At 73.6% G+C, this 21,332-nt stretch carries 22 protein-coding genes; 14 read left to right on the forward strand and 8 right to left on the reverse strand.

Going from position 1 to position 21,332, the window contains the following annotated elements; all coding sequences use genetic code 11:
- Nucleotides 1–13 precede the first annotated feature (13 nt).
- On the forward strand, nucleotides 14–1,000 hold the full coding sequence (gene rsgA, locus ACSMHG_RS04590) for a ribosome small subunit-dependent GTPase A (protein ID WP_435742238.1): 987 nt from the start codon (nucleotides 14–16) through the stop codon (nucleotides 998–1,000).
- 957 nt (nucleotides 1,001–1,957) lie between these two features.
- On the opposite strand, the gene ACSMHG_RS04595 is transcribed toward rsgA, so the two are convergent.
- The gene (locus ACSMHG_RS04595) at nucleotides 1,958–2,407 is read right to left on the reverse strand and encodes a DUF2231 domain-containing protein (RefSeq protein ID WP_435742239.1); all 450 of its coding nucleotides are present in this window, start codon (nucleotides 2,405–2,407) and stop codon (nucleotides 1,958–1,960) included.
- Between the two features lie 7 nt (nucleotides 2,408–2,414).
- Between ACSMHG_RS04595 and ACSMHG_RS04600 the strand changes: the two genes are divergently transcribed.
- From ACSMHG_RS04600 to ACSMHG_RS04610, 3 genes are all read left to right on the forward strand, one after another.
- Nucleotides 2,415–3,395: an inositol monophosphatase family protein gene (locus ACSMHG_RS04600; protein ID WP_435742240.1), complete on the forward strand. Its 981-nt coding sequence runs from the start codon at nucleotides 2,415–2,417 to the stop codon at nucleotides 3,393–3,395.
- 85 nt (nucleotides 3,396–3,480) lie between these two features.
- The gene (locus ACSMHG_RS04605) at nucleotides 3,481–3,912 is read left to right on the forward strand and encodes a CBS domain-containing protein (RefSeq protein ID WP_435742241.1); all 432 of its coding nucleotides are present in this window, start codon (nucleotides 3,481–3,483) and stop codon (nucleotides 3,910–3,912) included.
- A gap of 50 nt (nucleotides 3,913–3,962) precedes the next feature.
- The gene (locus ACSMHG_RS04610) at nucleotides 3,963–4,331 is read left to right on the forward strand and encodes an FKBP-type peptidyl-prolyl cis-trans isomerase (RefSeq protein ID WP_435742242.1); all 369 of its coding nucleotides are present in this window, start codon (nucleotides 3,963–3,965) and stop codon (nucleotides 4,329–4,331) included.
- Nucleotides 4,332–4,374: 43 nt separating this feature from the next.
- On the opposite strand, the gene ACSMHG_RS04615 is transcribed toward ACSMHG_RS04610, so the two are convergent.
- A complete protein-coding gene (locus ACSMHG_RS04615; protein WP_435742243.1) occupies nucleotides 4,375–4,656 on the reverse strand; it encodes an RNA-binding S4 domain-containing protein in 282 nt (93 codons plus the stop codon).
- A complete protein-coding gene (locus ACSMHG_RS04620) occupies nucleotides 4,656–5,960 on the reverse strand; it encodes a DUF445 domain-containing protein (RefSeq protein WP_435742244.1) in 1,305 nt (434 codons plus the stop codon). The genes ACSMHG_RS04615 and ACSMHG_RS04620 overlap by 1 nt, the downstream gene beginning before the upstream one ends.
- A 44-nt stretch (nucleotides 5,961–6,004) precedes the next feature.
- Here ACSMHG_RS04620 and ACSMHG_RS04625 point away from each other — a divergent pair, with 44 nt between their 5' ends.
- Together ACSMHG_RS04625 and ACSMHG_RS04630 are read left to right on the forward strand one after the other, a co-directional pair.
- Complete coding sequence (locus ACSMHG_RS04625) at nucleotides 6,005–6,403, forward strand: FAD synthase family protein (protein ID WP_435742245.1); 399 nt, start codon at nucleotides 6,005–6,007, stop codon at nucleotides 6,401–6,403.
- A 52-nt stretch (nucleotides 6,404–6,455) separates the two neighbouring features.
- On the forward strand, nucleotides 6,456–8,060 hold the full coding sequence (locus tag ACSMHG_RS04630) for an MXAN_6640 family putative metalloprotease (RefSeq protein ID WP_435742246.1): 1,605 nt from the start codon (nucleotides 6,456–6,458) through the stop codon (nucleotides 8,058–8,060).
- Between the two features lie 65 nt (nucleotides 8,061–8,125).
- On the opposite strand, the gene ACSMHG_RS04635 is transcribed toward ACSMHG_RS04630, so the two are convergent.
- Nucleotides 8,126–8,848 carry a hypothetical protein gene (locus ACSMHG_RS04635; RefSeq protein WP_435742247.1) on the reverse strand — a complete coding sequence of 241 codons (723 nt, stop codon included), beginning with the start codon at nucleotides 8,846–8,848 and terminating at the stop codon, nucleotides 8,126–8,128.
- Nucleotides 8,849–9,015: 167 nt separating this feature from the next.
- Here ACSMHG_RS04635 and ACSMHG_RS04640 point away from each other — a divergent pair, with 167 nt between their 5' ends.
- Both ACSMHG_RS04640 and ACSMHG_RS04645 read left to right on the forward strand, forming a co-directional pair.
- Nucleotides 9,016–9,426: a four-helix bundle copper-binding protein gene (locus ACSMHG_RS04640; protein ID WP_435742248.1), complete on the forward strand. Its 411-nt coding sequence runs from the start codon at nucleotides 9,016–9,018 to the stop codon at nucleotides 9,424–9,426.
- A gap of 57 nt (nucleotides 9,427–9,483) precedes the next feature.
- A complete protein-coding gene (locus ACSMHG_RS04645) occupies nucleotides 9,484–9,921 on the forward strand; it encodes a VOC family protein (RefSeq protein WP_435742249.1) in 438 nt (145 codons plus the stop codon).
- Nucleotides 9,922–10,093: 172 nt separating this feature from the next.
- Here ACSMHG_RS04645 and ACSMHG_RS04650 read toward each other — a convergent pair whose 3' ends face one another.
- The gene (locus ACSMHG_RS04650) at nucleotides 10,094–10,432 is read right to left on the reverse strand and encodes a hypothetical protein (RefSeq protein ID WP_435742250.1); all 339 of its coding nucleotides are present in this window, start codon (nucleotides 10,430–10,432) and stop codon (nucleotides 10,094–10,096) included.
- Nucleotides 10,433–10,578: 146 nt separating this feature from the next.
- Between ACSMHG_RS04650 and ACSMHG_RS04655 the strand changes: the two genes are divergently transcribed.
- From ACSMHG_RS04655 to ACSMHG_RS04680, 6 genes are all read left to right on the forward strand, one after another.
- Nucleotides 10,579–11,205: a TetR/AcrR family transcriptional regulator gene (locus ACSMHG_RS04655; RefSeq protein ID WP_435742251.1), complete on the forward strand. Its 627-nt coding sequence runs from the start codon at nucleotides 10,579–10,581 to the stop codon at nucleotides 11,203–11,205.
- 106 nt (nucleotides 11,206–11,311) lie between these two features.
- The gene (locus tag ACSMHG_RS04660) at nucleotides 11,312–12,199 is read left to right on the forward strand and encodes an SDR family NAD(P)-dependent oxidoreductase (RefSeq protein WP_435742252.1); all 888 of its coding nucleotides are present in this window, start codon (nucleotides 11,312–11,314) and stop codon (nucleotides 12,197–12,199) included.
- Nucleotides 12,196–12,951, forward strand: coding sequence for an SDR family NAD(P)-dependent oxidoreductase (locus ACSMHG_RS04665; protein WP_435742253.1), 756 nt, complete (start codon nucleotides 12,196–12,198; stop codon nucleotides 12,949–12,951). Before ACSMHG_RS04660 ends, ACSMHG_RS04665 begins: the two co-directional genes overlap by 4 nt.
- Nucleotides 12,948–14,051 (forward strand): TIGR03857 family LLM class F420-dependent oxidoreductase, encoded by a 1,104-nt coding sequence (locus ACSMHG_RS04670; RefSeq protein ID WP_435742254.1) that lies wholly within the window; start codon nucleotides 12,948–12,950, stop codon nucleotides 14,049–14,051. The genes ACSMHG_RS04665 and ACSMHG_RS04670 overlap by 4 nt, the downstream gene beginning before the upstream one ends.
- Nucleotides 14,048–15,085, forward strand: coding sequence for a phosphotransferase family protein (locus ACSMHG_RS04675; RefSeq protein ID WP_435742255.1), 1,038 nt, complete (start codon nucleotides 14,048–14,050; stop codon nucleotides 15,083–15,085). The genes ACSMHG_RS04670 and ACSMHG_RS04675 overlap by 4 nt, the downstream gene beginning before the upstream one ends.
- Nucleotides 15,086–15,542: 457 nt before the next feature.
- Complete coding sequence (locus ACSMHG_RS04680; protein WP_435742256.1) at nucleotides 15,543–16,646, forward strand: mandelate racemase/muconate lactonizing enzyme family protein; 1,104 nt, start codon at nucleotides 15,543–15,545, stop codon at nucleotides 16,644–16,646.
- A 106-nt stretch (nucleotides 16,647–16,752) separates the two neighbouring features.
- On the opposite strand, the gene ACSMHG_RS04685 is transcribed toward ACSMHG_RS04680, so the two are convergent.
- The 3 genes from ACSMHG_RS04685 to ACSMHG_RS04695 form a co-directional block, all read right to left on the reverse strand.
- Nucleotides 16,753–18,486, reverse strand: coding sequence for a DEAD/DEAH box helicase (locus ACSMHG_RS04685; protein WP_435742257.1), 1,734 nt, complete (start codon nucleotides 18,484–18,486; stop codon nucleotides 16,753–16,755).
- Between the two features lie 330 nt (nucleotides 18,487–18,816).
- Nucleotides 18,817–20,391 (reverse strand): methyl-accepting chemotaxis protein, encoded by a 1,575-nt coding sequence (locus ACSMHG_RS04690; protein WP_435742258.1) that lies wholly within the window; start codon nucleotides 20,389–20,391, stop codon nucleotides 18,817–18,819.
- A 153-nt stretch (nucleotides 20,392–20,544) separates the two neighbouring features.
- On the reverse strand, nucleotides 20,545–21,144 hold the full coding sequence (locus tag ACSMHG_RS04695; protein WP_435742259.1) for a hypothetical protein: 600 nt from the start codon (nucleotides 21,142–21,144) through the stop codon (nucleotides 20,545–20,547).
- Nucleotides 21,145–21,332 lie beyond the last annotated feature (188 nt).

Below are 21,332 nucleotides of genomic sequence, written 5' to 3' on the forward strand. Positions count from 1 at the left end.
GCGGGACGCACCGATGACGGGCCGCTACTCCGAGCACGACCAGGAGCACTACGAGCGCCCCCGCCGCCGCACCCGGCCCCGCACGAAGGAGCGGCCGACGTACGACGACGCCGTCGACGGCGTGGTCGTCACCGTCGACCGGGGCCGGTTCACCCTGCTCGTCGACGGCGTGACCGTGATGGCGATGAAGGCCCGGCCGCTGGGCCGCAAGGGCGTCGTGGTGGGCGACCGGGTGCGGGTGGTCGGCGACACCTCCGGCGCCGACGGCTCGCTGGCCCGGATCGTCGAGGTGACCGAGCGACTCACCACGCTGCGGCGCACCGCCGACGACGACGACCCGGTCGAGCGCGTGGTCGTGGCGAACGCCGAGCAGCTGGTCGTGGTGACCGCCTTGGCCGACCCGGCGCCGCAGCCCCGCCTGATCGACCGCGCGCTCGTCGCGGCGTACGACGCCGGGATGCAGCCGCTGCTGTGCCTGACGAAGTCCGACCTGGCCGACCCCGAGACGCTGCTGTCGACGTACCGCTCCCTCGGCGTGCCGTGGGTGGTCACCCAGCGGGGCGGGGACCTCGCCGCGGTGCGCGACCGGCTCCGCGACCGGACGAGCGTCCTGGTCGGCTCCAGCGGCGTCGGGAAGTCCACGCTGGTCAACGCGCTCGTCCCCGATGCCCACCGTGAGGTGGGCATCGTCAACGCGGTCACCGGCCGCGGCCGGCACACCTCGACCTCGGCCTACATGCTCCCCCTCCCCGACGGCGGCTGGATCATCGACACCCCCGGCATCCGCTCCTTCGGCCTGGCCCACGTCCAGCCCGAGCACCTGATCGAGGCCTTCCCCGACCTCGACGAGATGACCGAGGAGTGCCCGCGCGGCTGCACCCACGGCGAGGACGAGCCCGAGTGCGGGCTCGACGACGCCGTGGCGGAGGGCGAGGCCGACGCGGAGCGGGTCCAGTCCTTCCGCCGGCTGCTGGCCGCGCGCACCGCCTCCGACCACTGAGGCGGTCTGCACCACACCCCTGCGGGCCATCCACCGGCGCGTCGGTGCCGAACCACCCGCATGCTGAACGCCCTGCTCGCGCCGGCGCGCCGTCGCGGACCCTCCTCCGACCACCGCCTGGTCGCCCACGTCGCCCGCCTGGCCGAGGAGCACCCGCCGATCGACCTGGCCTCCTGCGACTTCACCGTGCGCCGGCCGCAGGTCGTGGTCGGCCGGTTCGCGCCGGTGCTGGACTACATGGCCCGCGCGGAGCTCGAGGTCGAGCGCAACGCCCTGGAGCTGAGCGTGCTGCTCCCTCACGCGCCCGACGTCGACCGCTACTTCTACCGCGACGTGTGGCAGCCGCAGGAGGCCCACCACGGCCTGGCCCTCGACGAGCTCCAGGTCCGGCTCGGCCTGCCGCCCGCGCTCACCGACCTCGACACGCTGTCGCCGAAGATCCGGGCCGTCGGGGCGCTCGCGCACGTGAGCGCGCTCCAGGACGTCGTCCGGATGCTCTACTACCTCACCGGCATGACCACCGAGCGCTCCGCGCTGCTGGCCTACCACCGGCTCGAGGAGGGGCTCGCGGAGCTCGGCGAGACGGCGGTCATCGAGACGGTCATCGCGCCGATCCGCCGGCAGGAGCCGGGCCACTTCGCCTTCTACCAGATGTCGGCGCGGGGACTGTGGGCCGAGCTGGCCGAGTGGCAGCGGTGGCTGGTACGCCGGCTGCGCGCCGTCTCCTTCGCGCCGGTCGCCGCCGGCGACGACGAGCGGAGGGCCGACGTCGGCGACATGATGGTGGCGCTGGGCATCGGCACCCCGGAGGCGACCGAGGAGTTCCTGCGAACCGTCGCCCGGACCGAGGCGGAGCTGCTCGGTGCGGCGGCGCCCTCACCGCCGCCTGACCACCCCACCCACTCCCCCGCGTGCTGCCCAGCGTGCGCCAGGGCGCACTGTGGGCAGCACGAGGCGTCAGCCGGTCGTGCCGTACCAGGCGATCTGCGCGCCCGCGTCGCCGGTGAGCACGGCGTAGACCAGCGTCGCCACCGCCGTGACGGCGAGCAGCGCCGCCAGCACCCAGCGGACCGCGCCTCCCCGCCGGTGCAGGGCCGCGGCGAGCACGGCCACCACGGCGAAGGCCAGCACCGCCAGCCGGAAGACCTCGGCGCGCTCCTCGTGGGTCTCCACCAGCTCCAGCAGCGGGCCGCCGTACTGGTTGGCCTCGACCAGCGCCTCGCCGGAGAGGTGGGCGACCCAGACGGCCACCGCGGCGGGCACCGCGAGGGCGACCACGGGCCACCGCAGCCAGTCGCGCCACCGCGGCACGACGGCGTACGCCACGGCCAGCAGGGCCGCGAGCGGCGCGAGGACGACGGCTGCGTGGACGGCGAGGGCATGCAGCGGCAGGCCGTTGATCTCCATGGGTTGAATGTTGCACCACCACGGTGGGCGGTTGCTGAAAGTAGCCTGTGCTTCCGTGGCCACCTCACCCCCTGACTACACCGACGACCTGCGCCTCGCGCACGTGCTCGCCGACGACGCCGACTCGCTGACCACGGCGCGGTTCAAGGCGCTCGACCTGCACGTGATGAGCAAGCCGGACCTGACCCCGGTCACCGACGCCGACCAGGCCGTCGAGGAGGGCATCCGGCGCACCCTCTCCCGGGTCCGCTCGCGCGACGCCGTCACGGGTGAGGAGCAGGGCTCCACCGGCAACAGCCAGCGGCGCTGGATCGTCGACCCGATCGACGGCACCAAGAACTTCGTGCGCGGCGTGCCGGTCTGGGCGACGCTGATCTCGCTGGTGGTCGACGACGAGGTGGTGCTCGGCGTGGTCTCGGCCCCGCAGCTGCAGCGCCGGTGGTGGGCCTCGAAGGGTGGCGGCGCGTGGACCGGCCGCTCGCTGCTCAAGGCCACGCAGTGCCGGGTCTCCGACGTACGCCGCCTGGAGGACGCGTCGCTGTCGTACTCCTCGCTCTCCGGCTGGGACGAGCGCGGCCGGCTGGAGGACTTCGTCTCGCTCACGCGCCGGGTGTGGCGCACCCGCGCGTACGGCGACTTCTGGTCCTACATGCTGCTCGCCGAGGGCGCCGTCGACCTCGCCGCCGAGCCGGAGCTCGAGGTCTACGACATGGCGGCGCTGGACGTGATCGTCCGGGAGGCCGGCGGCCGCTTCACCTCCCTCGACGGCACCGACGGCCCCTTCGGCGGCAATGCCCTGGCCTCCAACGGCCACCTGCACGAGGCGGCGCTGTCCTTCCTCGGCGCGCTGCCGGACCTGGGCGGCGACCCCGACGACCCGGACTGGCCCCGCACCGGCCCCGGCTCGGTCTCCGACCTCCGCTCCCGGCGGCGGCCCCAGGACGACTCCCCCGCCGGCTTCCCCTCGGGCGACCTCCCCCTGGACTGACGGCACTCCCTCCGGGCGGGCGCGGGCCTGTTCAGGGGCCCGCGGGATCGGTACGGTCGAGGCTCCCGACACCTCGGAGGCCCCCATGCGCATCTCAGACGTCGTCCAGGCCAAGGACCGCCCCGACGTGGTCACCATCCGCCCCGACGCCGGGGTCCGGGAGCTGCTCGCCGCCCTGGCCGAGCACAACGTCGGCGCGCTGGTCGTCAGCAGCGACGGGACCACGGTCGAGGGCATCGTCAGCGAGCGCGACGTCGTCCGCCGGCTGCACCAGGACGGCACCGTCGTCGACACCGTGGTCTCCGCGATCATGACGTCCGACGTCGCGACCTGCCCGCCGGACACCGACCTCGATGACCTCATGCAGGTGATGACCGACCGGCGGTTCCGCCACGTCCCGGTCGTGGAGGACGGGCGGCTGGTCGGCATCGTGAGCATCGGCGACGTGGTGAAGCACAAGATCGGCCAGCTGCAGTTCGAGCGCGACCAGCTCGACAGCTACGTCCGCCAGGCCTGAGCGCTCCCACCGCGGACAGGGCCCTCCGGCCCGCCCGTAGGGTGAGCCGCATGGACAAGCCCGAGATCGACTTCCCCGACTTCGACCCGCCCAGCGACCTGCAGGTCACCGACGTCACCGTCGGCGACGGCCCCGAGGCGAGCGCCGGCCAGACCGTCGAGGTCCACTACGTGGGCGTCGCCCACTCCACGGGCGAGGAGTTCGACGCGTCGTACAACCGCGGCGAGCCGCTCCGCTTCCGCCTCGGCATCGGCCAGGTCATCAGCGGCTGGGACCAGGGCGTCCAGGGCATGAAGGTGGGCGGCCGGCGGCAGCTCGTCATCCCGCCGCACCTGGGGTACGGCGACCGCGGCGCCGGCGGCGTCATCAAGCCCGGCGAGACCCTGATCTTCGTGGTGGACCTGCTCGGCGTCAGCTGAGCCGGGACTCGCTCGACCTGGTGAGCCCTCGCGGCTCACTCAACTACCAGGGCAGGTCGTCCGGGACGCCCTCGTCGGCCACCCGGGCGGCCTGCCCGCCCAGCACCACCACGTCGCCGACCCGCAGCTGCCGACCGCGCCGGGTCTCGACCTCGCCGTTGACCTGGACCAGCCCGTCGGCGATGACCGGCTTCGCCTCCGCCCCGGTCTCCACCAGGTTGGCGAGCTTGAGGAACTGGCCGAGCCGGATCACCTCGTCGCGGATCGGCACGTCCACCGGCTGGGGAGCCGGCTCGGGCTGGGTCTTCTTCCGGCGCAGGCGCATCAGTGGATGATGACGGACGCGGCGTGGATGAGCACACCCACGAGCCCGCCGACGATCGTGCCGTTGATCCGGATGAACTGCAGGTCGCGGCCCACGTGCAGCTCGATCCGCTGGGCGGCCTCCTTGCCGTCCCACCGCTCGATGGTCGAGGTGATCACGGTGGTGACCTCCGCGCCGTACCGCTCGACGGCGAAGACGGCGGCGTCGGCGGCGAGCCCGTCGAGCCGCTCGCGCAGCTCGGTGTCGGCGACCAGCCGCTCGGCGAAGGCCTGCACCTCGACGAGCAGCCGCTGGCGCACCGCGCCCTCGGGGTCGCGCAGCGACCCGGTGAGCGCCCGGCGCAGCGCGGTCCACAGCGAGACGCTGGAGGCCATCACCTGGGGGTGGTCGAGCAGCCGCTCCTTGAGCCGCTCGGTGCGCTCCTGGGTGGAGGGGTCCTCGAGAAGGTCCCGCGCGAGCTGGCCGAGCATCGAGTCGAGCGCCGCGCGCGCCTGGTGGCGGGGGTCGTCGCGGATGTCGGCGACCCAGCGCACCAGCTCCAGGTGGACCCGCGCGGTGACCCGCTCGTTGACGCTCGGCGGCGACCACCAGGGGGCGCGCTCCCCCAGCACCTCGGCGACCGTGTCGGGGTTCTCCACCAGCCAGTCGTGCAGCTCGGTCAGGGCGAGGTCGACCAGCCCGTGGTGCACGTCGTCGCGGAGCGTCTCGGTGAGCAGGCCGCCCAGCAGCGGCGAGATCGGCTCCTCGCGGAAGCGCGGCACCAGCGCGTCGCGGATCAGGCTCTCGACGTGCTCGTCGCGGACCTTGCCCAGGCCGATCGCCGCCACCTCGGAGACCTCGTCGACGACGCGCCGGGCGTGCTGGGGCTCGGCGAGCCACCGGCCGACCCGCAGCGAGACGGTGGCCGCCTCGACCCGCTCGCGGATGATGTCCTCCTGCAGGAAGTTCTCCCCCACGAACTCCTCGAGGCCGCGGCCCAGCTCGTCCTTGCGCTTGGGCACGAGCGCGGTGTGCGGCACGGGGAGGCCGAGCGGGTGGCGGAAGAGCGCGGTGACGGCGAACCAGTCGGCGATCGCGCCGACCATCGAGGCCTCGGCGCCGGCGTTGACGTAGCCGAGGAAGCCGTCCTCGCCGATCGTCGCGACGTAGACGACGGCCGCGAGCACCAGCAGCGCGACCGCGATCGCGCGCATCCGGCGCAGGCCGCGCCGGCGGATCTCGTCGGCCTCGGGGTCGGCGCTGATCAGCGGCGCGGCCAGGGGCGGCGGGGCCGGGGCGGCGGTGGTGCTCCTCGTCGGCGTCATCGAGAACATCCTTGCGGACGGGGGTGCATGAGAGGATCACCCGCATGTCTCGCACGGTCATCACCTTCGGCACGTTCGACGTCTTCCACGTCGGGCACCTCCGGGTGATCGAGCGTGCGGCGGCCCTCGGCGACCGGTTGGTCGTGGGGGTCTCGGCCGACGAGCTGAACCTGCGGAAGAAGGGCCGGGAGCCCGTCTTCACCCAGGCAGAACGGCTCGCGATCGTGGCCGCCCTGCGGGCGGTCGACGAGGTCTTCGTCGAGGAGAGCCTCGAGCTCAAGCGCCAGTACGTCGAGCAGCACGCGGCCGACGTCCTGGTGATGGGCGACGACTGGGCCGGAAAGTTCGACGAGCTCAACGACGTGTGCGAGGTGGTGTACTTGCCACGCACGCCCGCCATCTCCACCACGGCCCTGATCGAGAAGATCTCCAGCGGGGCCTGACCCCGTCCCACCGCACGGCAGCACCCTCTGACTCGGAACGAGGATCCTCCCCATGCGCCGCTCCCTGACCACCGCCGTCGCCGCCCTGGCGACCGGTCTCGCCCTGCTTCCCGCCGGCTCCTCCGCGGCCGCCGACCCCACCGGGGCGGCCGCGAGCCCCTCGGCGCCGGTGACCGCGCTCGAGGCGCCGGAGGTCGACGTGCCCGCGCTCGAGGTCACCGAGGACCAGGCGCAGGCCGCGCTCGCGGAGGCCACCGAGGTCGTCGTCGAGGGCCGCGCCCCCGCCGAGCACGCGCGCGGCGGCCAGCACGTCGAGGAGGCGGAGGCGACGCTCGTCCTGCGGGACCTCTTCGTGGCCCTCCCCAAGCTGCGTGGTGAGGAGCGGGCCCGGGCCCGGGCGATCATGGCGCGTCCCTCGGACGGCGCCGACAACGACATGGACGGGTACACCGTCGCGTCGCAGAAGAGCTGCGGCCCCCGGCTCTGCGTGCACTACGTGACGAGCACCGAGGACCGGGTGCCGAGCAGCGCGTGGGTCCGCAAGAACCTCCGCGTGCTCACCAAGGTCTGGCGCCGGCAGGTCGGGAAGATGGGCTACCGGGCGCCGGTGCGCGACGGCGGCCACGGCGGCACCGCGCAGTTCGACGTCTACCTCAAGGACCTCGGCGCCCAGGGCATGTACGGCTACTGCGTCCCGGAGTTCCGGAAGAAGGGCACCCGCACGGCCGCCGGCTACTGCGTGCTGGACAACGACTTCAGCGCCGCGCAGTTCGGCGCCCCGCCGGCGCGCAGCCTGCGGGTGACCGCCGCCCACGAGTTCTTCCACGCCGTGCAGTTCGCCTACGACTTCACCGAGGACCGCTGGCTGCTCGAGACGACCGCCACCTGGATGGAGGAGCGGATCGCGGACAGCGCCAACGACAACCGCCAGTACCTCCCCTCCGGGCAGGTGCAGTCGCCGGGCAAGCCGCTGGACGTCTTCGAGAACAGCGGCTTCGCCCAGTACGGCAACTGGTCGTTCTGGGAGTACCTCGGCGGTCGGTTCGGCAACGGGATCGTGAAGAAGGTCTGGCAGCGCGCCGGTGCGTTCAAGGGCGCCCCGGACGACCACTCGGCGGACGCGCTGCGCCGCGCCGTGGCCAAGAAGGGCGGCGGCCTGGCGAAGGTCTACGCCGCGTACGCCGCCTCGAACACCGCGCCGGCCCGGTACTACCCCGAGGGCGCCGCCTGGCCGCAGGCCCCGGCCGCCCGCGAGGTCGCCGTGTCGAGGGCCGACCGTGCCGCCGCTGCGCGGCTGCGGGTCAACCACCTCGCCGCGCAGACGCTGCTGGTCACGCCGGACGCCACGCTGCGGGGCCGCAAGTGGCACCTGCGGATCGTGGTGGACGCCCCCAACCGGTCCTCGAGCCCAGCCGTGCACGTGCTGGTGCGCAAGCGTGAGGGCGTCTGGGGCCGCGAGGTCGTCCGCCTGAACCGCAAGGGCAAGGGCCGCGTGGTCGTGCCGCTGAGCAGCAGGAAGGTGAGCGGGGTGTCGGTCACCGCGGCGAACGCCTCCACCCGGTACCGCTGCGGTCAGGCCACCGACTTCGCGTGCCGCGGACTGCCGCGCGACGACGCCAAGCGCTTCAACGTGCGAGTGAAGGCGTTCAAGCGCTGACCGAGCTCAGCAGTCCCGGGCCGGCCTCGGCCGGCCCGGTCAGCTGGCTCCGTCGGCGACGATCCTCAGGGAGCGTCGACGGCGCGGGCGCCGGCCCGGCCGCCCAGCAGCCCGTCGAGCGTGTCGGTCAGCCCGTCGGTGACGCCCTGCACGGAGCCGGTCACCGGTGCGAGGGCGCCGCCCGTCACGCCGTCCACGACGTCGACCACCGTGTCGACGACGGGGTCCACGATCGCGGAGACCAGTCCCTCGCCGCGGCCACCGTCGCCGCCGGGGCCGCCGGGGTTCCCGCCGGGACCGCCCGGGTTGCCGGGTCCACCTGGGTTCCCGGGGTTCTCGGGCCCGGGCGTGCTGGGAGGCTGGGTCGGCTGCTGGGGTGCCCCGGAGCCCGACCCGCCTGATCCGGGTGCCGGTGCCACAGTGCCTGCTCCGCCGCCGGTCGCCACGCCACCGGCGCCGCCTCCGAGAGGCGCCCCGCCACCACCGCTGGGCGCGGCCGCGAGGACGATCACCTGCGCGGGGACGACGTCCTGGTTGCCTGCGTCCTGGTTGCCTGCGTCCTGGTTGCCTGCGTCCTGGTTGCCTGCGTCCTGGTCAGCTGCGTCCGCGCCACCGTCCGGAGACGTCGACGACGGCGGCTGCGCCACCGGGAGCCCGGGGACGTCGGTGTCGGTCACCACCATGGTGGCGGCGGTCAGCAGCACGAACGCGGCGGCGCCGACGCCGAGGGCGCCGTAGCCGAGTCGCAGGTCGCGCTGCTGCTTGCTCAACGGTGCGCTGAAGCCCACCGGTCCTCCCCTGTGGTCTGGCACGCCCTCGGCCCCCGAACGGGCCGCGGCCGTGCCGTCATGCTCTCTTCCCCTGATGCTCAACGATGGACTACGGACGTGGTCACGGCAACGGCGGCGCGCGCGAGCGCCGGTATGGACCGGCGCGGCCTCGGCTACCGCGCGGCATGACCGAGATGACCGTCGACCTGTCCGCCCTCCTCGCCAGCCACCCCGGCGCCCACGACGTCGACCTCGACGTCCTCGTCGCTGCGATCGAGGCGACCACCGCCTGCGCCACCGCGTGCCGCGCCTGCGCCGACGCCTGCCTCGACGAGGAGTCCGTCGCCGAGATGGTGACCTGCATCCGCAGCGACCTCACCTGCGCCGATCTCTGCGCCACCACCGCCGCCATGCTGACCCGCCGCCCGGTCGACCCCGGCCTGGTGCGCTCGATGGTGGAGGCCTGCGCCGCCGCCTGTGGCGCCTGCGCGGCCGAGTGCGAGCGGCACGCCGGCATGCACGAGCACTGCCGCGTCTGCGCCGAGGCCTGCCGCCTGTGCGAGCGCGCCTGCCGGGACCTGCTTGCGGCCCTCTGACCGAGTCTCGGGCGGCTGACATGGGCGAACCGCACCTGGCTCGATACCGTGCGACGCATGCCCATCAAAGTCGAGAACGTCGGTATCGCGGTCCGTGACCTGGAAGCGACGATCGCCTTCTTCACCGACCTCGGGCTCACCGTCCTCGGCCGCGACACGGTCAGGGGAGAGTGGACCGACACCGCCGTCGGCCTCGACGGCAACCACGCCAACGTCGCCATGCTCCAGACCCCCGACGGCAACGGTCGCCTCGAGCTACTCGAGTACATCCACCCTGCCGCGATCGAGACCGACCCCACCCGGCCTCACGAGATCGGTATGCACCGCATTGCCTTCTCGGTCGACGACATCGACGAGGCCCTCGAGATCGCCGCGAGGCACGGCTGCCACCCGCTACGAGGCGTGGCGACGTACGAGGACGTGTACAAGCTGACCTACGTCCGCGGCCCTAGTGGGATCATCGTCATGCTTGCCGAAGAGCTGAGCAGGAGCTGACCTCGGGACGGTGGCAAGGCTCGGTCACGTCGCCGCGGTGACTCTCCGGCCAGCAGGGACCCTCGGCCGGGTCAGCGGCCGGCGGCGTCGATGCGGACGGAGATGCCGTGGTCGTCCGTGGGAACGAGGCCGCCCAGCACGACGCGTCGCCCGGACGCGCGGGGGCGAGGGGTCAGCCGGCGTCGACGACCCGGCGTACCTCGTCCTGGTCGGGGCGCCCGCCGTCGGCGCGCGAGACCAGCACCACCTGGCTGCCGCCGACGGCACCGTCGGGGTCGAGGGCGGCGTCGTACCCGTGCTTGTTCAACGCGGCGAGCACGGTCGCCGGGTCCTGGCCCGCCGGTACGGCGTAGCGCAGCGTGTCGTGCTGGTCGTCGCCCTGCATCTCGGGGGCGCCGGGGGTGCCGCCGGCGCGCCGGTTGGACAGGGCGACCGGGACGACCGTGACGAGGAAGTAGAGGACCACCAGCCCGACGACGAGGAAGATGATCAGGGGGATGGCGCCACCCATGGGGACCTCCGTGTGGGCTCGGCGGACGACGGACACCGGTCCGGTCCCCCGCGAAGCCGCTCGCTACACGGGTCGGCCGCAGGAGTGGATTCCGCGGAGCATTCCGACAGGACCCTCGGTCAACCTTCTGTGAGAGGGTGACGGCCATGGCCGTGCAGTCGGGGACCTACCGTGGTGTCAGCGCCGCGGACCGGGCCGCGGAGCGCCGTGCTCGCCTCCTCGAGGCGACTCTCGCCGTCTGGTCCGACCCCTCCGACGCCCGCCCGACGATGACCCGGGTCTGCGCCGAGGCCGGCCTGACCGAGCGGTACTTCTACGAGTCGTTCCGCTCGCTCGACGACGCGCTCACCGCGGTGATGGAGGCGGTGGCCACCGAGGTCGAGGAGGTCAGCCAGGCCGCGGCCGACGCCGCCGGCGACGACCCCGCCGCCCGGGTGCAGGCCTCGGTCCGCGCCTTCGTCGACCTGATCGCCGACGACCCCCGCAAGGGCCGGGTCGCCATCGTCGAGGCCGGCGCCATGCCCGCCCTCCGCGCCCGCCGCACCCAGCTGCTGCGCCACTTCGCCCACCGCGCCGCCGAGGAGGGCCGGGAGCTCTACGGGCTCGACGGCTGGGGCCCCCGCGAGGGCGAGCTGGCCGGCCTGCTCTTCATCGGCGGCATGGCCGAGCTCGTGACGGCCTGGCTCGACGGCACCCTCGAGGCCACCCCCGAGGAGCTGGTCGAGGCCGCCACCGCCATGTTCGTCGGCCTCCACGCCACCCGTCTCGCCTGACGCTCCCCCGCGCCCGGGCCCGGCTCCCTGAGCGCAACTCCTGGTGGACTCCCTGCCGCCGGACCGGGCCATTGACAGGCCCGAGCGGTGTCAACAGTGTTGACCCATGAACCGCACGGGCGGTCGGACCGCCGACGACACCTTCACCGGCAAGCAGGCGCTCGTGACCGGCGGCGGGTCGGGCATCGGCTCCGCCCTGGTCCGCGCGCTCGTGGCCGCCGGGGCCGACGTGGTCGTCGCCGACCTCGACGAGGTGGCCGCGCAGCGCGTCGCCGACGCCGCCACCGGGCCCGGGACGGCCCGCGCCGTCGGCCTCGACGTCACCGACGCCGCCGCGGTCCAGCAGGCCGTCGACGACGTCGTATCCCGCGCCGGCCGGATCGACCTGCTCTTCAACAACGCGGGCATCACCTTCGGCGGCGAGACCGAGGACCTCACGCTGGAGCACTGGGACGCGATCATCGACGTCAACATCCGCGGCGTCGTCCACGGCGTCGCCGCGGCGTACCCCCACATGGTCCGGCAGGGCGCGACCGGGTGGGGCGGCCACATCGTCAACACCGCCTCGATGGGCGGGCTGATGGCCGCGGGCCTGATCACCAGCTACGTGATGACCAAGCACGCGGTCGTCGGCCTGTCGCTGGCGCTGCGCACCGAGGCGGCCGCCAAGCACGTCGGCGTCACCGCGATCTGCCCCGCCGCCGTGGAGACGCCGATCCTCGAGAAGGGCCACCTCGGCCGGTTCCACGGCCGCGACTACTACCTCAAGGGCCAGGGCGTACGGCGCGCCCTGGACCCCGACGTGCTCGCCGCCCAGGCGCTGGCGGCCGTGGCCGCGGACCGCCCCCTCTTGGTGACCCCGCGGGCGGCGCGGATCGCCTGGCGGGTAGGCCGGTGGGCGCCGGCGTTCAGCAACCGTGCGGCGACCCGGTTCGTCGACAAGCAGCGGCGCCGCCAGGCCCGGCGCGCCCGGAAGGCAGGAGCAGCCGCATGACCGCACCCACCGACACTCCGCAGGAGACCCCCGCCGCCCTGGTGGTCGGCGGCGCCTCCGGGCTCGGCGCCGCCTGTGCGGCTGCCCTGGCCGCCGCCGGCCACGCCGTCGTCACCGCCGACCTGCCGGGCAGCGGGGCGGACCTCGACGCGGACGTCACCGACGAGGCCAGCGTCGCCGCCGCGGTCGACGCCGCCGTGGACCGGCACGGCCGGCTGGACGTCGTGGTCAACAGCGCGGGCGTCAGCACGCTGATGCAGGTCGCCGACCACGACGTGGCGGAGTTCCGCCGGGTGGTCGACGTCAACCTCACCGGCTCGCTCATCGTCCTCAAGCACGCCGCCCGCGCCATGGGCGCCCAGGGTGGCGCGGTCGTCTCGATCGCCTCGCTCAACGCCCGGCAGCCGGGCACCGGCATGGCGGCGTACTGCTCGGCGAAGGCGGGCCTCGCCATGCTCACCCAGGTGGCGGCGCTCGAGCTGGGCCCGCGCGGCATCCGGGTCAACGCGGTCTCCCCCGGGCTGGTCGTCACGCCGCTCACCGCCCCGGCGATGGACATCCCCGGCGTGCGCGACGACTACGTCGAGAACACCCCGCTCGGCCGGCCGGGGACGCCGGAGGAGGTCGCCGAGGCGGTCGTCTACCTCGCCACGGCTCGATGGCTCACCGGTGAGGTGCTCGACCTCAACGGCGGGGCGCACCTGAAGCGCTACCCCGACCTCGTCGGCCACGTGACCCGGGCGTTCGGGTGACCCCGGCGGCCGACCCGCAGGCCTTCCCCGAGCTGGCCTGCTACGGCCTCGCCGGGCACACCGACGACCCGGCCGACGTGCTGGCCGAGGCCCGGCTGGCCGAGGAGCTCGGCCTCGGCTCGGTCTTCCTCTCCGAGCGGTTCAACGTCAAGGACGCCGGCGTCCTGGCCGGCGCGGTCGCCGCCGTGACCTCGCGGATCGGCATCGCCACCGCCGCGACCAACCACAACACCCGCCACCCGCTGGTCACCGCCACCATGGCCACCACCGCCCACCGGCTCTCCGGGGGCCGGTACGCGCTCGGGCTGGGCCGCGGCTTCGCGGCGCTCTTCGACGTCATGGGGCTGCCGCGGGTGACCGGGGCGCAGCTCGAGGACGTCATCGGGATCTACCGGTCCCTGTGGCGCGGCGAGGCGGTGCTCGGCCACGAGGGGCCGGCCGGCAGCTACCCGTACCTCAACCAGGACAGCTCGTTCGACGAGGACATCCCCGTGCTGATGATGGCGATCGGCCCCCGGTCGCTGGAACTCGCCGGACGGGTCGCCGACGGCGTCGTGCTGCACACCTTCCTCACCGACGAGGCCCTCGCCCGGGCGGTCGCCACGATCCGCGGCTCCGCCGAGCGCGCCGGCCGCGACCCCGTCGCCGTGCGGGTGTGGTCGGTCCTCGCCACGGTGGAGGACGCGCTCCCGGAGGAGCTGCGGCTGCGCAAGCTGGTCGGCCGGCTCGCCACCTACCTCCAGGGGTACGGCGACGTCCTGGTCGCCGCGAACCGCTGGGACCCCGACGTGCTCGCGCGGTTCCGCGCCCACCCGCTCGTGGTCGGCTACCCCGGGGCGTTCGACGCCATCGGCACCGTCGAGGAGCTCACCCGCCTGAAGGACGAGGTGCTGCCCGCCGAGTGGCTGGCCGCCTCGGCGACCGGCACCGCCGCCGCGTGCGCCGACCGGATCAACGACCAGCTCGCCGCCGGCGCCGACAGCGTGGTGCTGCACGGCGCGACGCCGACCGAGCTGGCGCCGGTCCTCGCCGCCTACCGCGCCGTCCGCGACGCCGGCTCCGCCGACCGGCTCCCGACCAACCCCGGGCGGATGCCATGACCCTGGAGCCCGTCGCCACCGCGGCGGAGCTGACGCCGGAGTGGCTCGGCCGCGCGCTCGGCGCCGTGCCGACCGCCGTACGCGCCGCGCCCGTCGGCTCCGGCCAGATCGGCACCTGCCTCCGCGTCGAACTGGAGGGCGCCGGCCTGCCGGCGAGCGTGCTGGTCAAGCTGCCCACCGCCGACACCGACACCCGCGCGATGCTGGCTGGCGCCTACCGCAGCGAGGTGCGCTTCTACCGCGAGCTGGAGCCGACCGTCGCCGTCGACGTCCCCGTCTGCCACGCGGCGACCGACGTGACCGACGACGGCGCTTTCACGCTGGTCCTCGAGGACCTCACGCCGGCGGTGCAGGGCGACCAGCTCGCCGGTGGAACCGTGGCCCAGGTCCGGGCCGCGGCCGAGAACCTGGCCGGCCTCCACGGACCGCGCTGGTGCGACCCGTCGCTGCTCGACCTCGGCTGGATCACCGCGCAGGACGCCGAGGGAGCCGCGCTGCTGCAGGAAGTCTACGGCCCCGCGGTCGAGGCATTCCTCGACATCACCGGTCCCTTGCTCACGCCTGGTGCGGCGGCCACCGTCCGCGACACGGTCGACGTCATCGGCGCCTGGTCGCTGGCCCGGCCGGAGCGGTTCGGGATCGTGCACGGGGACTACCGGCTCGACAACCTGCTCTTCCACCCCGACCCGGAGGTCGGCGTCAAGGCCGTCGACTGGCAGACGCTGAGCCTCGGCCTGCCGGCCCGGGACCTCGCCTACCTCGTCGCCACCGGCCTCGACCCCGCCGAGCGCCGCTCCTGCGAGGAGGCGATCGTCGCGGCGTACCACGCGCGCCTGCTCGACCACGGCGTCCGCGGCCACCCGCTCGAGGAGTGCTGGGACGACTACCGGTTCGCCATGCTCCAGGGCATCCTCGTGTCCGTCTTCGGCTGCGCGTACGGCGCCCGCACCGACCGGGGCGACCGGATGTTCGCTGTCATGGTCGAGCGGACGGCCGAAGCCGTCCGGGACCTGGGGACGTCGGAGCTGGTCTGAGCGCCGCCTAGGGACCGGCTCTCCTCCTGCCGTCAGTCCGCGTGGAACGTCACCACGACCCCGCCGTGGTCGCTCAACCGTGCTCCGTCGACGACGTTGTTCCACCCATCCACCTCGGCCCTGAAGCGCCGGCCTCGGCCGGGCACAGGTCCTTCTCGGCCCCTCGCGCGTACCCCTCGTTTCAGCTGCCGACTCGGAGTCCGGTCATCGGCGCTTGCTTCCCACGGGCGGGAGGCTAGCCACGATCGGTGCCCGTACTCGCTCAGACGCACTCGGAGGATGCACGGTGGGCGGGCATGGTCGGACGGAGCCGCGGCACACGTGGGCCTATGAGCCGTGCCCCGGCGCATCTGTGGGCAAGACCGTGGTTGGCTTGACCTTCCGCGACCTCCGTGTCCGTCTTGCGACATGCCCATCCGAACCAACGCCTCACATGAGGCGACCGAAGGATCCCCCCTTGCGTATCGCCGAAATTCACGTCTACCACGCGGACATCGCACTGCGCGGCAAGGCGTACGTGATGTCGGGCGGCACCTACACGAGCCTGGACTCCACTGTGGTGCAGATCGTCTCCGACACAGGCGTCTCGGGATGGGGCGAGACCTGCCCCGCAGGCCCGACCTATCAGCCGGAGCACGCTCTCGGCGCACGGGCAGCGCTCGCACAGATGGCACCAGGACTGATCGGCGCCGAGGTCACGGGACCGTTGCCATTCCAGCGCCTGATGAACGAACAGCTCGATGGACACAACTACGCCAAGGCTGCGCTCGACATCGCGCTCCATGACCTGATCGGCAAGTCATACGACATGCGGGTCTGCGACATGCTCGGCGGAGCCACCAGCGACCGAGTCAGGTCCTACTACGCGCTCAGCATAGACGAGCCGGACGAGGTCGCCCGCGCCGCGAAGGAGAGGATCGCCGAGGGCTACCAGCGGCTCCAGATCAAGGTCGGCGGCCGCCCGGTCGACGTCGACATCGAGACCGTTCGCAAGGTGTGGGAGGCGACGCACTGCGACCGTCTCGCCGTCGACGGCAACCGAGCCCTGACGACGCGGGACGCCCTCCGGATCGCCCGAGAATGCGCCGACATCCCGTTTGTCTTCGAACAACCGTGCAACACCATGGAAGAGATCGCCATGATCCGTGGCCAGGTGCAGCACGCGATCTATCTCGACGAGAACACCCAGGACGTCAACAGTGTGCTCCGAGCGGTGTCGCTCGGCATCTGCGACGGTTTCGGGCTCAAGATCACGCGCCTCGGCGGTCTCGGCAACATGGCGACGGTCAGGGGCATCTGCGAGTCACGATCGATGCCGCACACCTCCGACGACACATGGGGCGGCGACATCAACGCTGCCGCTTGCGTCCAGATGGGCGCCACCGTGCAGCCACGCCTGCTCGAAGGCGTCTGGGCCGCATCGACCTACACCGACGCGCACTACGACTCGAAGAACCCGGTCGTCGTCGAAGAGGGCTATCTCAAGGTCCCGACAGGCCCGGGTCTGGGCGTGACTCCGGATGACGGAGTCTTCGGAGCCGCGATTGCATCCTTCGGATGACGGCGCCTCCTGACGGCTCATGATCCTGAAGGGTTGGCGTGTCATCCCGGCGCCAAAGGTACGGCGCTCGCGGCGCCGGTCTCCCCCACCGGGCCCTGCACCTCGATCAGGTGCCGTCCTCGCTCAGGGACGTGGGCGGCAGCCAGTCGGCCCCGAGGAGCTGCGCGAGGTCGGCGAGGCCGGCGGTGTCGCTTCCCACCGTGTCGGAGGCTGCGGCGATCCGCTCCACCATCACCTTGCCGACCTGCTCCTCGACCGTGCCCTCGGCGTACGCGATGTGCCACGGCGAGACCTGGTGGTCCCGGTGGGTGCGGCCGGTCACCTGGCGTCCGGCGATGCCTGAGAAACGGGCCTGGTGGAAGACACCGACGCGCGGGTCGGTGCTCGCCTGGCGGCCGTCGGCGAGGGTCTCGCCGGCGTGCAAGCTGATCGAGGCGACCGTGGTGAAGACACAGGCCTTCGCCTCTCCGGTCTGGAACCGGAGCCGCTCGGCCTCGGCGTCGAACCGGTCGCGGCCGTAGATCGTGGCCACGTCGATGCCGGAGTCACGCAGCCGGTCGACGATGGGGTCGGCGGCGGTCGCCACGAACTCGACCGAGCACGCCACCTGCCGCCCCGCCTCGACCTGCTGGGCGATCCAGGCGACCGTCGAGTCGACCCGGATCAGCCCGGCCTTCTGCCGGAAGCGCAACAGCGCGGCCCGGCCCTTCGCGACGTTGCGGCCGCGTCGCGCGAGGTCCATCTCGCGGCAGAACTGGCCCCACTCGGCCTCGTAGGCGGTCCGCTCCGCCGGCGTGAGCGCCACCGGCATGCCGGAGATCGGCACCGGCCCCCACGGCGCCGGGCGGTGCAGCATCGCAGGAGGCCGCTCGTCGGCGAGCCAGCCGCGCACCAGCTTCAGGTCGGCGGCGCGTCGCGCCGGATCGGTGGTCCAGGTCGCGCCGTAGCGGCCCTGCTCCACCCCGACGCCGTGGCGCTCGAGCGCAGCGGCGAACGCCGGCCCGGGCTGCGTCGCCGAGGTCCACTCGCGCATCGGCTCGCCGAGCACCTGCGCGTAGGCGGGGGCGAGGTACGGCAGCTCGAGCGGCGTGTGCCCGGGTGTCGCGGTCGTCGCGATGACGAACGGCGCCTCGTCGTGCGGCCGCCCGTGCCCCGAGATCGTCGCCCAGAGCTTCCACCGCTTCGTCGTCGTACGTCGCAACGCGTGGGCCTCGTCGGCGATGATCACGTCCCACGTGTGGTCCTTCACCTTCTCCAGCCGGTCCCAGGTGATCACGACCCACTCGAGCCCCTCGTCGCCCAGCGCCGTGATCGTGCGGCACCAGTGGCCGATGGTGATTGCGGCGGGCCGGTCGGCCACGACGAGCACCCGTCGTGCGCCGCGGAGGTCGGCCACCGCCGTCGCGCCGAGGACCGCGGAGATCGTCTTGCCCACGCCGGGCTCGTCGGCCAGCAGGAACTGCCGCCCGCCCGCCGCGGCACGCTCCGCGATCGCGTCGGCCGCCTCGAACTGGATCCGTCGGGGCTCGAGAGCGCCCGTCGGCTCGAGGCTGGGCGTCGGGTCATCGGGGTTCAGCGAGTTCTCGATGAACCGACCGAGCGTGTGCGGCCCCGGAGCGTAGGGCACGAGGTGCGCCGGCAGCGCGCGACCGACGTACAGATGGGTCTTGACCGCCGGGTGCCAGGTGGCGCCGTCGACCTGCGTCCCGTACGGAACGTCGAGGACCCACAGCCGCTCACCCGGCCCCACGGACGGCAGCGGCCGCTGCGACTGTCGCGACCCGCTGCGGCGCGGTGACGCGCGGCGCCGACGAGCACTGGACCGGCGAGGATTGGCCACCCCCGGACGGTAGCCGGGCCCTCCGTCTCACCCGGCGTTGACGCGCCCACGTCCCTCTTGCCGTCGGGGCATCGCTCCGCCGGTGCTCGTGCCAACGGTGATCCCGCGCCTCGCCGTGCAGGCAGTGAACTGTGCGGCATCTCTACCGCCCGGCGGAATGACGCAGGCGCCTCCAGCAGTGAGCCAGCACTGGCGATGACCACGCCGGCCCGGCCCCCGCGAGCGACGGCGGGTCACCAGGCAGGCGGCGTGGCACTCCATGCTGGAGCGCCGCAGGCAGTCAGCTCGTCCAGCTGTCGACCAGAGACGACCTCCGAGTCGTCCCGCCGCTCAGCCGACGGCGACGGTCTCCCGCAGCCGCCGGGACGTCTCGGCGAGGTCGCGCGCGGCCGACCGGATCGCCTCCAGCTCGCTGGTGGTGCGCCGCGAGGACTCGTCGACCCCCTCGAGGGTGGTGACGATGTCGCGGCCTCCGCCGGCGGCCTGAGCCAGGCTCGCGCCCATCGTGGCCGTGGTGGCGGTCTGCTCCTCCACCGCGCCCGCGATCGTCGACTGGAAGTCGTCGATGCGCGTGATGATCTCCTGGATCCGGCCGATCTCGGTGGCCGCCTCTGCGACGGCACCCTGGATCGACTCGACCTGGGCGGCGATGTCGTCGGTGGCGCGGGACGTCTCCTGGGCCAGGTCCTTCACCTCGCCCGCGACGACCGCGAAGCCCTTGCCGGCCTCACCGGCGCGGGCGGCCTCGATAGTGGCGTTGAGCGCCAGCAGGTTGGTCTGCTCGGCGATCGAGGTGATCACCTTCACCACCGTGCCGATCTGCGCCGAGGACTCACCCAGCGCGCCAACGGCCTGGTCGGTGCGTGCCGCGAGCTCGACCGCCTCGCGGGCGATCCGGGCCACGTCGTGGGTGTTCTTGGCGATCTCGCTGATCGACGACCCCATCTCCTGGGTCCCGGCCGCGACCTCGTCCACGCCCTGGCTGACCTCCTGGGCCGCCCGCGTGGCGTCCGCGGTGCGCTCCGCGGTGCGCTCGGCGGTCTCGGTGATGCCGTCGCTGGTCTCGACCAGGCTGCGCACGGCCTCGTCGAGCTGGGCCACCGCCGCGCCCACGTCACCGGCGACCGCCGCGGAACGGTCCAAGGTCGCGTTCAGCGCGACGGCCAGCTCCTCCAGCTCGGTGCGGCCCCGGCCGACGGGCAACCGGGTGGAGATGTCGCCGCTGTCGAGCAACGCCGTGGCCGAGCGCACCGGAGCGGTGATCGTGCGGCCGATCCAGAGAGCCACGCCCCCGACGAGGACGAGCACGCCGAGGCCGGTGAGCAGCAGCCGGACGGTCTCGCTCAGCGCCACCGTGGAGACGTCGTCGACGTAGACGCCCGAGCCCACCACCCAGCCCCAGGGCTGGTAGCCGACCACGTAGGAGACCTTCGGCTGAGGAGCCTCCGAACCGGGCTTGGGCCACTGGTAGTCGACGAAGCCGGCGCCGTCGGCCTGCACCGTCTCCACGAACTCGACGAACAGGCGGTTGCCGTCGGGGTCCTCGTTGGCGTTGAGGTCGGTGCCGTTCAGCTCGGGCTTGATCGGGTGCATGAGCATCGTCGGGCCCATGTCGTTGACCCAGAAGTACTCCTCGCCGGAGTACCGCAGCCGCTCCAGGACCCCCAGCGCGGCCCGCTGGGCCTCCGCCTCGGTCAGCTCGCCGGCGTCCTGCAGCGCGCCGTAGTGCTCGACCACCCCGAGGGCGGTCTCCACGACGTTGCGGGTCGACTCCTTGCGTTCAGCCATGACCCGGCTCTCCATCCGCGCCGACGCGACGGCCGCCAGCACGGCGATGCCGACGGCGAAGAGGACGACGATCGCGACGAGTCGCGTGCGGATGGACCAGGTGCGGGGGTGCCTCATGGGTATCTCCGACTCACTTCACGGGGGGTGACCCCGCTCATCGGCTGTCGACCCGATCACCTGAGCCATTGCCGCGCAGGCGCCGGAGACTTGACCGCGAGGGCTGCGGCACGACGCCTCTCCCCGGGGCCGTCGCAGCAGGCTCGGACCAGCTCAGCCCGCCCGCATCTCCGCGACCGGCCCGTACGCCGCGTCGGCGGCGAGCGCCTCCAGCGGTGAGCCGGCGTCGGCGATGACGACGCCGACCCGCCCCCCACGGGCGGCGGCGTCGACGCCGATCTCGACCAGCTCCTGGGCCGAGGTGGCGCGGCCGATGATGGCGACCGGGCCGCCCGGGTCGTGCAGGGGCGGGGCGGGGGCCAGGGAGTACCCGGGCCGCGGCTCGGCCAGGCGGCCGCCGGTCACGGCGAGGGTCACCGGCAGGTCGCGGACCCACCAGCGGCCGGTGGCGGTGAGCCCGGCGGCCTCGGTCGCGCGGAGCCGCACCTCGTCGGCCAGCGGCGTGAAGACCCGCACCTGCCCCACCTCGGCCGCCACGTACATCAGCAGCCGGGCGAGCACGTCAGCGTCATCGCCCTCGGACTCGAGGTGCTCGACGACCAGGCCGGCGCCGCGACGTACGCCGAGCAGGACCGCGTCGTCCGCGGCCAGGCAGAGCGCGTCGGGCGCGGCGAGCTGGCGCTCGACCATCGCCCGGAGCACGTCGGCGACCCGGTCGCTGGGGCGCCACAGCCGCGGCGCCCAGGCGGCCATCCGCGCCGCGCGCCGCTCGAGGAGCCCCAGGACCCGATCCGCGTCGGCGGACGTCAGCGGCCGGGCGGTGGCCGCCGCGGTCAGGACGCGTCCCCGGCGTCGGCCGCCTTCGCCGCCTTGGGGGGGGGGCCGCGGGGCGGGGCGGTGGTGTTCATGGCGTTTCAGTTTTTGGGGGGGCCCAGGGGGGC

It is taken from the genome of Nocardioides ureilyticus (assembly GCF_051280745.1).
Lineage (GTDB): Bacteria > Actinomycetota > Actinomycetes > Propionibacteriales > Nocardioidaceae > Nocardioides.

Excerpts from the sequence above, each read along its gene's own strand:
- rsgA (WP_435742238.1), top strand. The coding sequence starts at position 14 with ATGACGGGCCGCTACTCCGAGCACGACCAGGAGCACTACGAGCGCCCC.
- ACSMHG_RS04595 (WP_435742239.1), bottom strand. The coding sequence starts at position 2,407 with ATGGAGATCAACGGCCTGCCGCTGCATGCCCTCGCCGTCCACGCAGCC.
- ACSMHG_RS04600 (WP_435742240.1), top strand. The coding sequence starts at position 2,415 with ATGTTGCACCACCACGGTGGGCGGTTGCTGAAAGTAGCCTGTGCTTCC.
- ACSMHG_RS04605 (WP_435742241.1), top strand. The coding sequence starts at position 3,481 with ATGCGCATCTCAGACGTCGTCCAGGCCAAGGACCGCCCCGACGTGGTC.
- ACSMHG_RS04610 (WP_435742242.1), top strand. The coding sequence starts at position 3,963 with ATGGACAAGCCCGAGATCGACTTCCCCGACTTCGACCCGCCCAGCGAC.
- ACSMHG_RS04615 (WP_435742243.1), bottom strand. The coding sequence starts at position 4,656 with ATGCGCCTGCGCCGGAAGAAGACCCAGCCCGAGCCGGCTCCCCAGCCG.
- ACSMHG_RS04620 (WP_435742244.1), bottom strand. The coding sequence starts at position 5,960 with ATGACGCCGACGAGGAGCACCACCGCCGCCCCGGCCCCGCCGCCCCTG.
- ACSMHG_RS04625 (WP_435742245.1), top strand. The coding sequence starts at position 6,005 with ATGTCTCGCACGGTCATCACCTTCGGCACGTTCGACGTCTTCCACGTC.
- ACSMHG_RS04630 (WP_435742246.1), top strand. The coding sequence starts at position 6,456 with ATGCGCCGCTCCCTGACCACCGCCGTCGCCGCCCTGGCGACCGGTCTC.
- ACSMHG_RS04640 (WP_435742248.1), top strand. The coding sequence starts at position 9,016 with ATGACCGAGATGACCGTCGACCTGTCCGCCCTCCTCGCCAGCCACCCC.
- ACSMHG_RS04645 (WP_435742249.1), top strand. The coding sequence starts at position 9,484 with ATGCCCATCAAAGTCGAGAACGTCGGTATCGCGGTCCGTGACCTGGAA.
- ACSMHG_RS04650 (WP_435742250.1), bottom strand. The coding sequence starts at position 10,432 with ATGGGTGGCGCCATCCCCCTGATCATCTTCCTCGTCGTCGGGCTGGTG.
- ACSMHG_RS04655 (WP_435742251.1), top strand. The coding sequence starts at position 10,579 with ATGGCCGTGCAGTCGGGGACCTACCGTGGTGTCAGCGCCGCGGACCGG.
- ACSMHG_RS04660 (WP_435742252.1), top strand. The coding sequence starts at position 11,312 with ATGAACCGCACGGGCGGTCGGACCGCCGACGACACCTTCACCGGCAAG.
- ACSMHG_RS04665 (WP_435742253.1), top strand. The coding sequence starts at position 12,196 with ATGACCGCACCCACCGACACTCCGCAGGAGACCCCCGCCGCCCTGGTG.
- ACSMHG_RS04675 (WP_435742255.1), top strand. The coding sequence starts at position 14,048 with ATGACCCTGGAGCCCGTCGCCACCGCGGCGGAGCTGACGCCGGAGTGG.
- ACSMHG_RS04690 (WP_435742258.1), bottom strand. The coding sequence starts at position 20,391 with ATGAGGCACCCCCGCACCTGGTCCATCCGCACGCGACTCGTCGCGATC.
- ACSMHG_RS04695 (WP_435742259.1), bottom strand. The coding sequence starts at position 21,144 with ATGGCCGCCTGGGCGCCGCGGCTGTGGCGCCCCAGCGACCGGGTCGCC.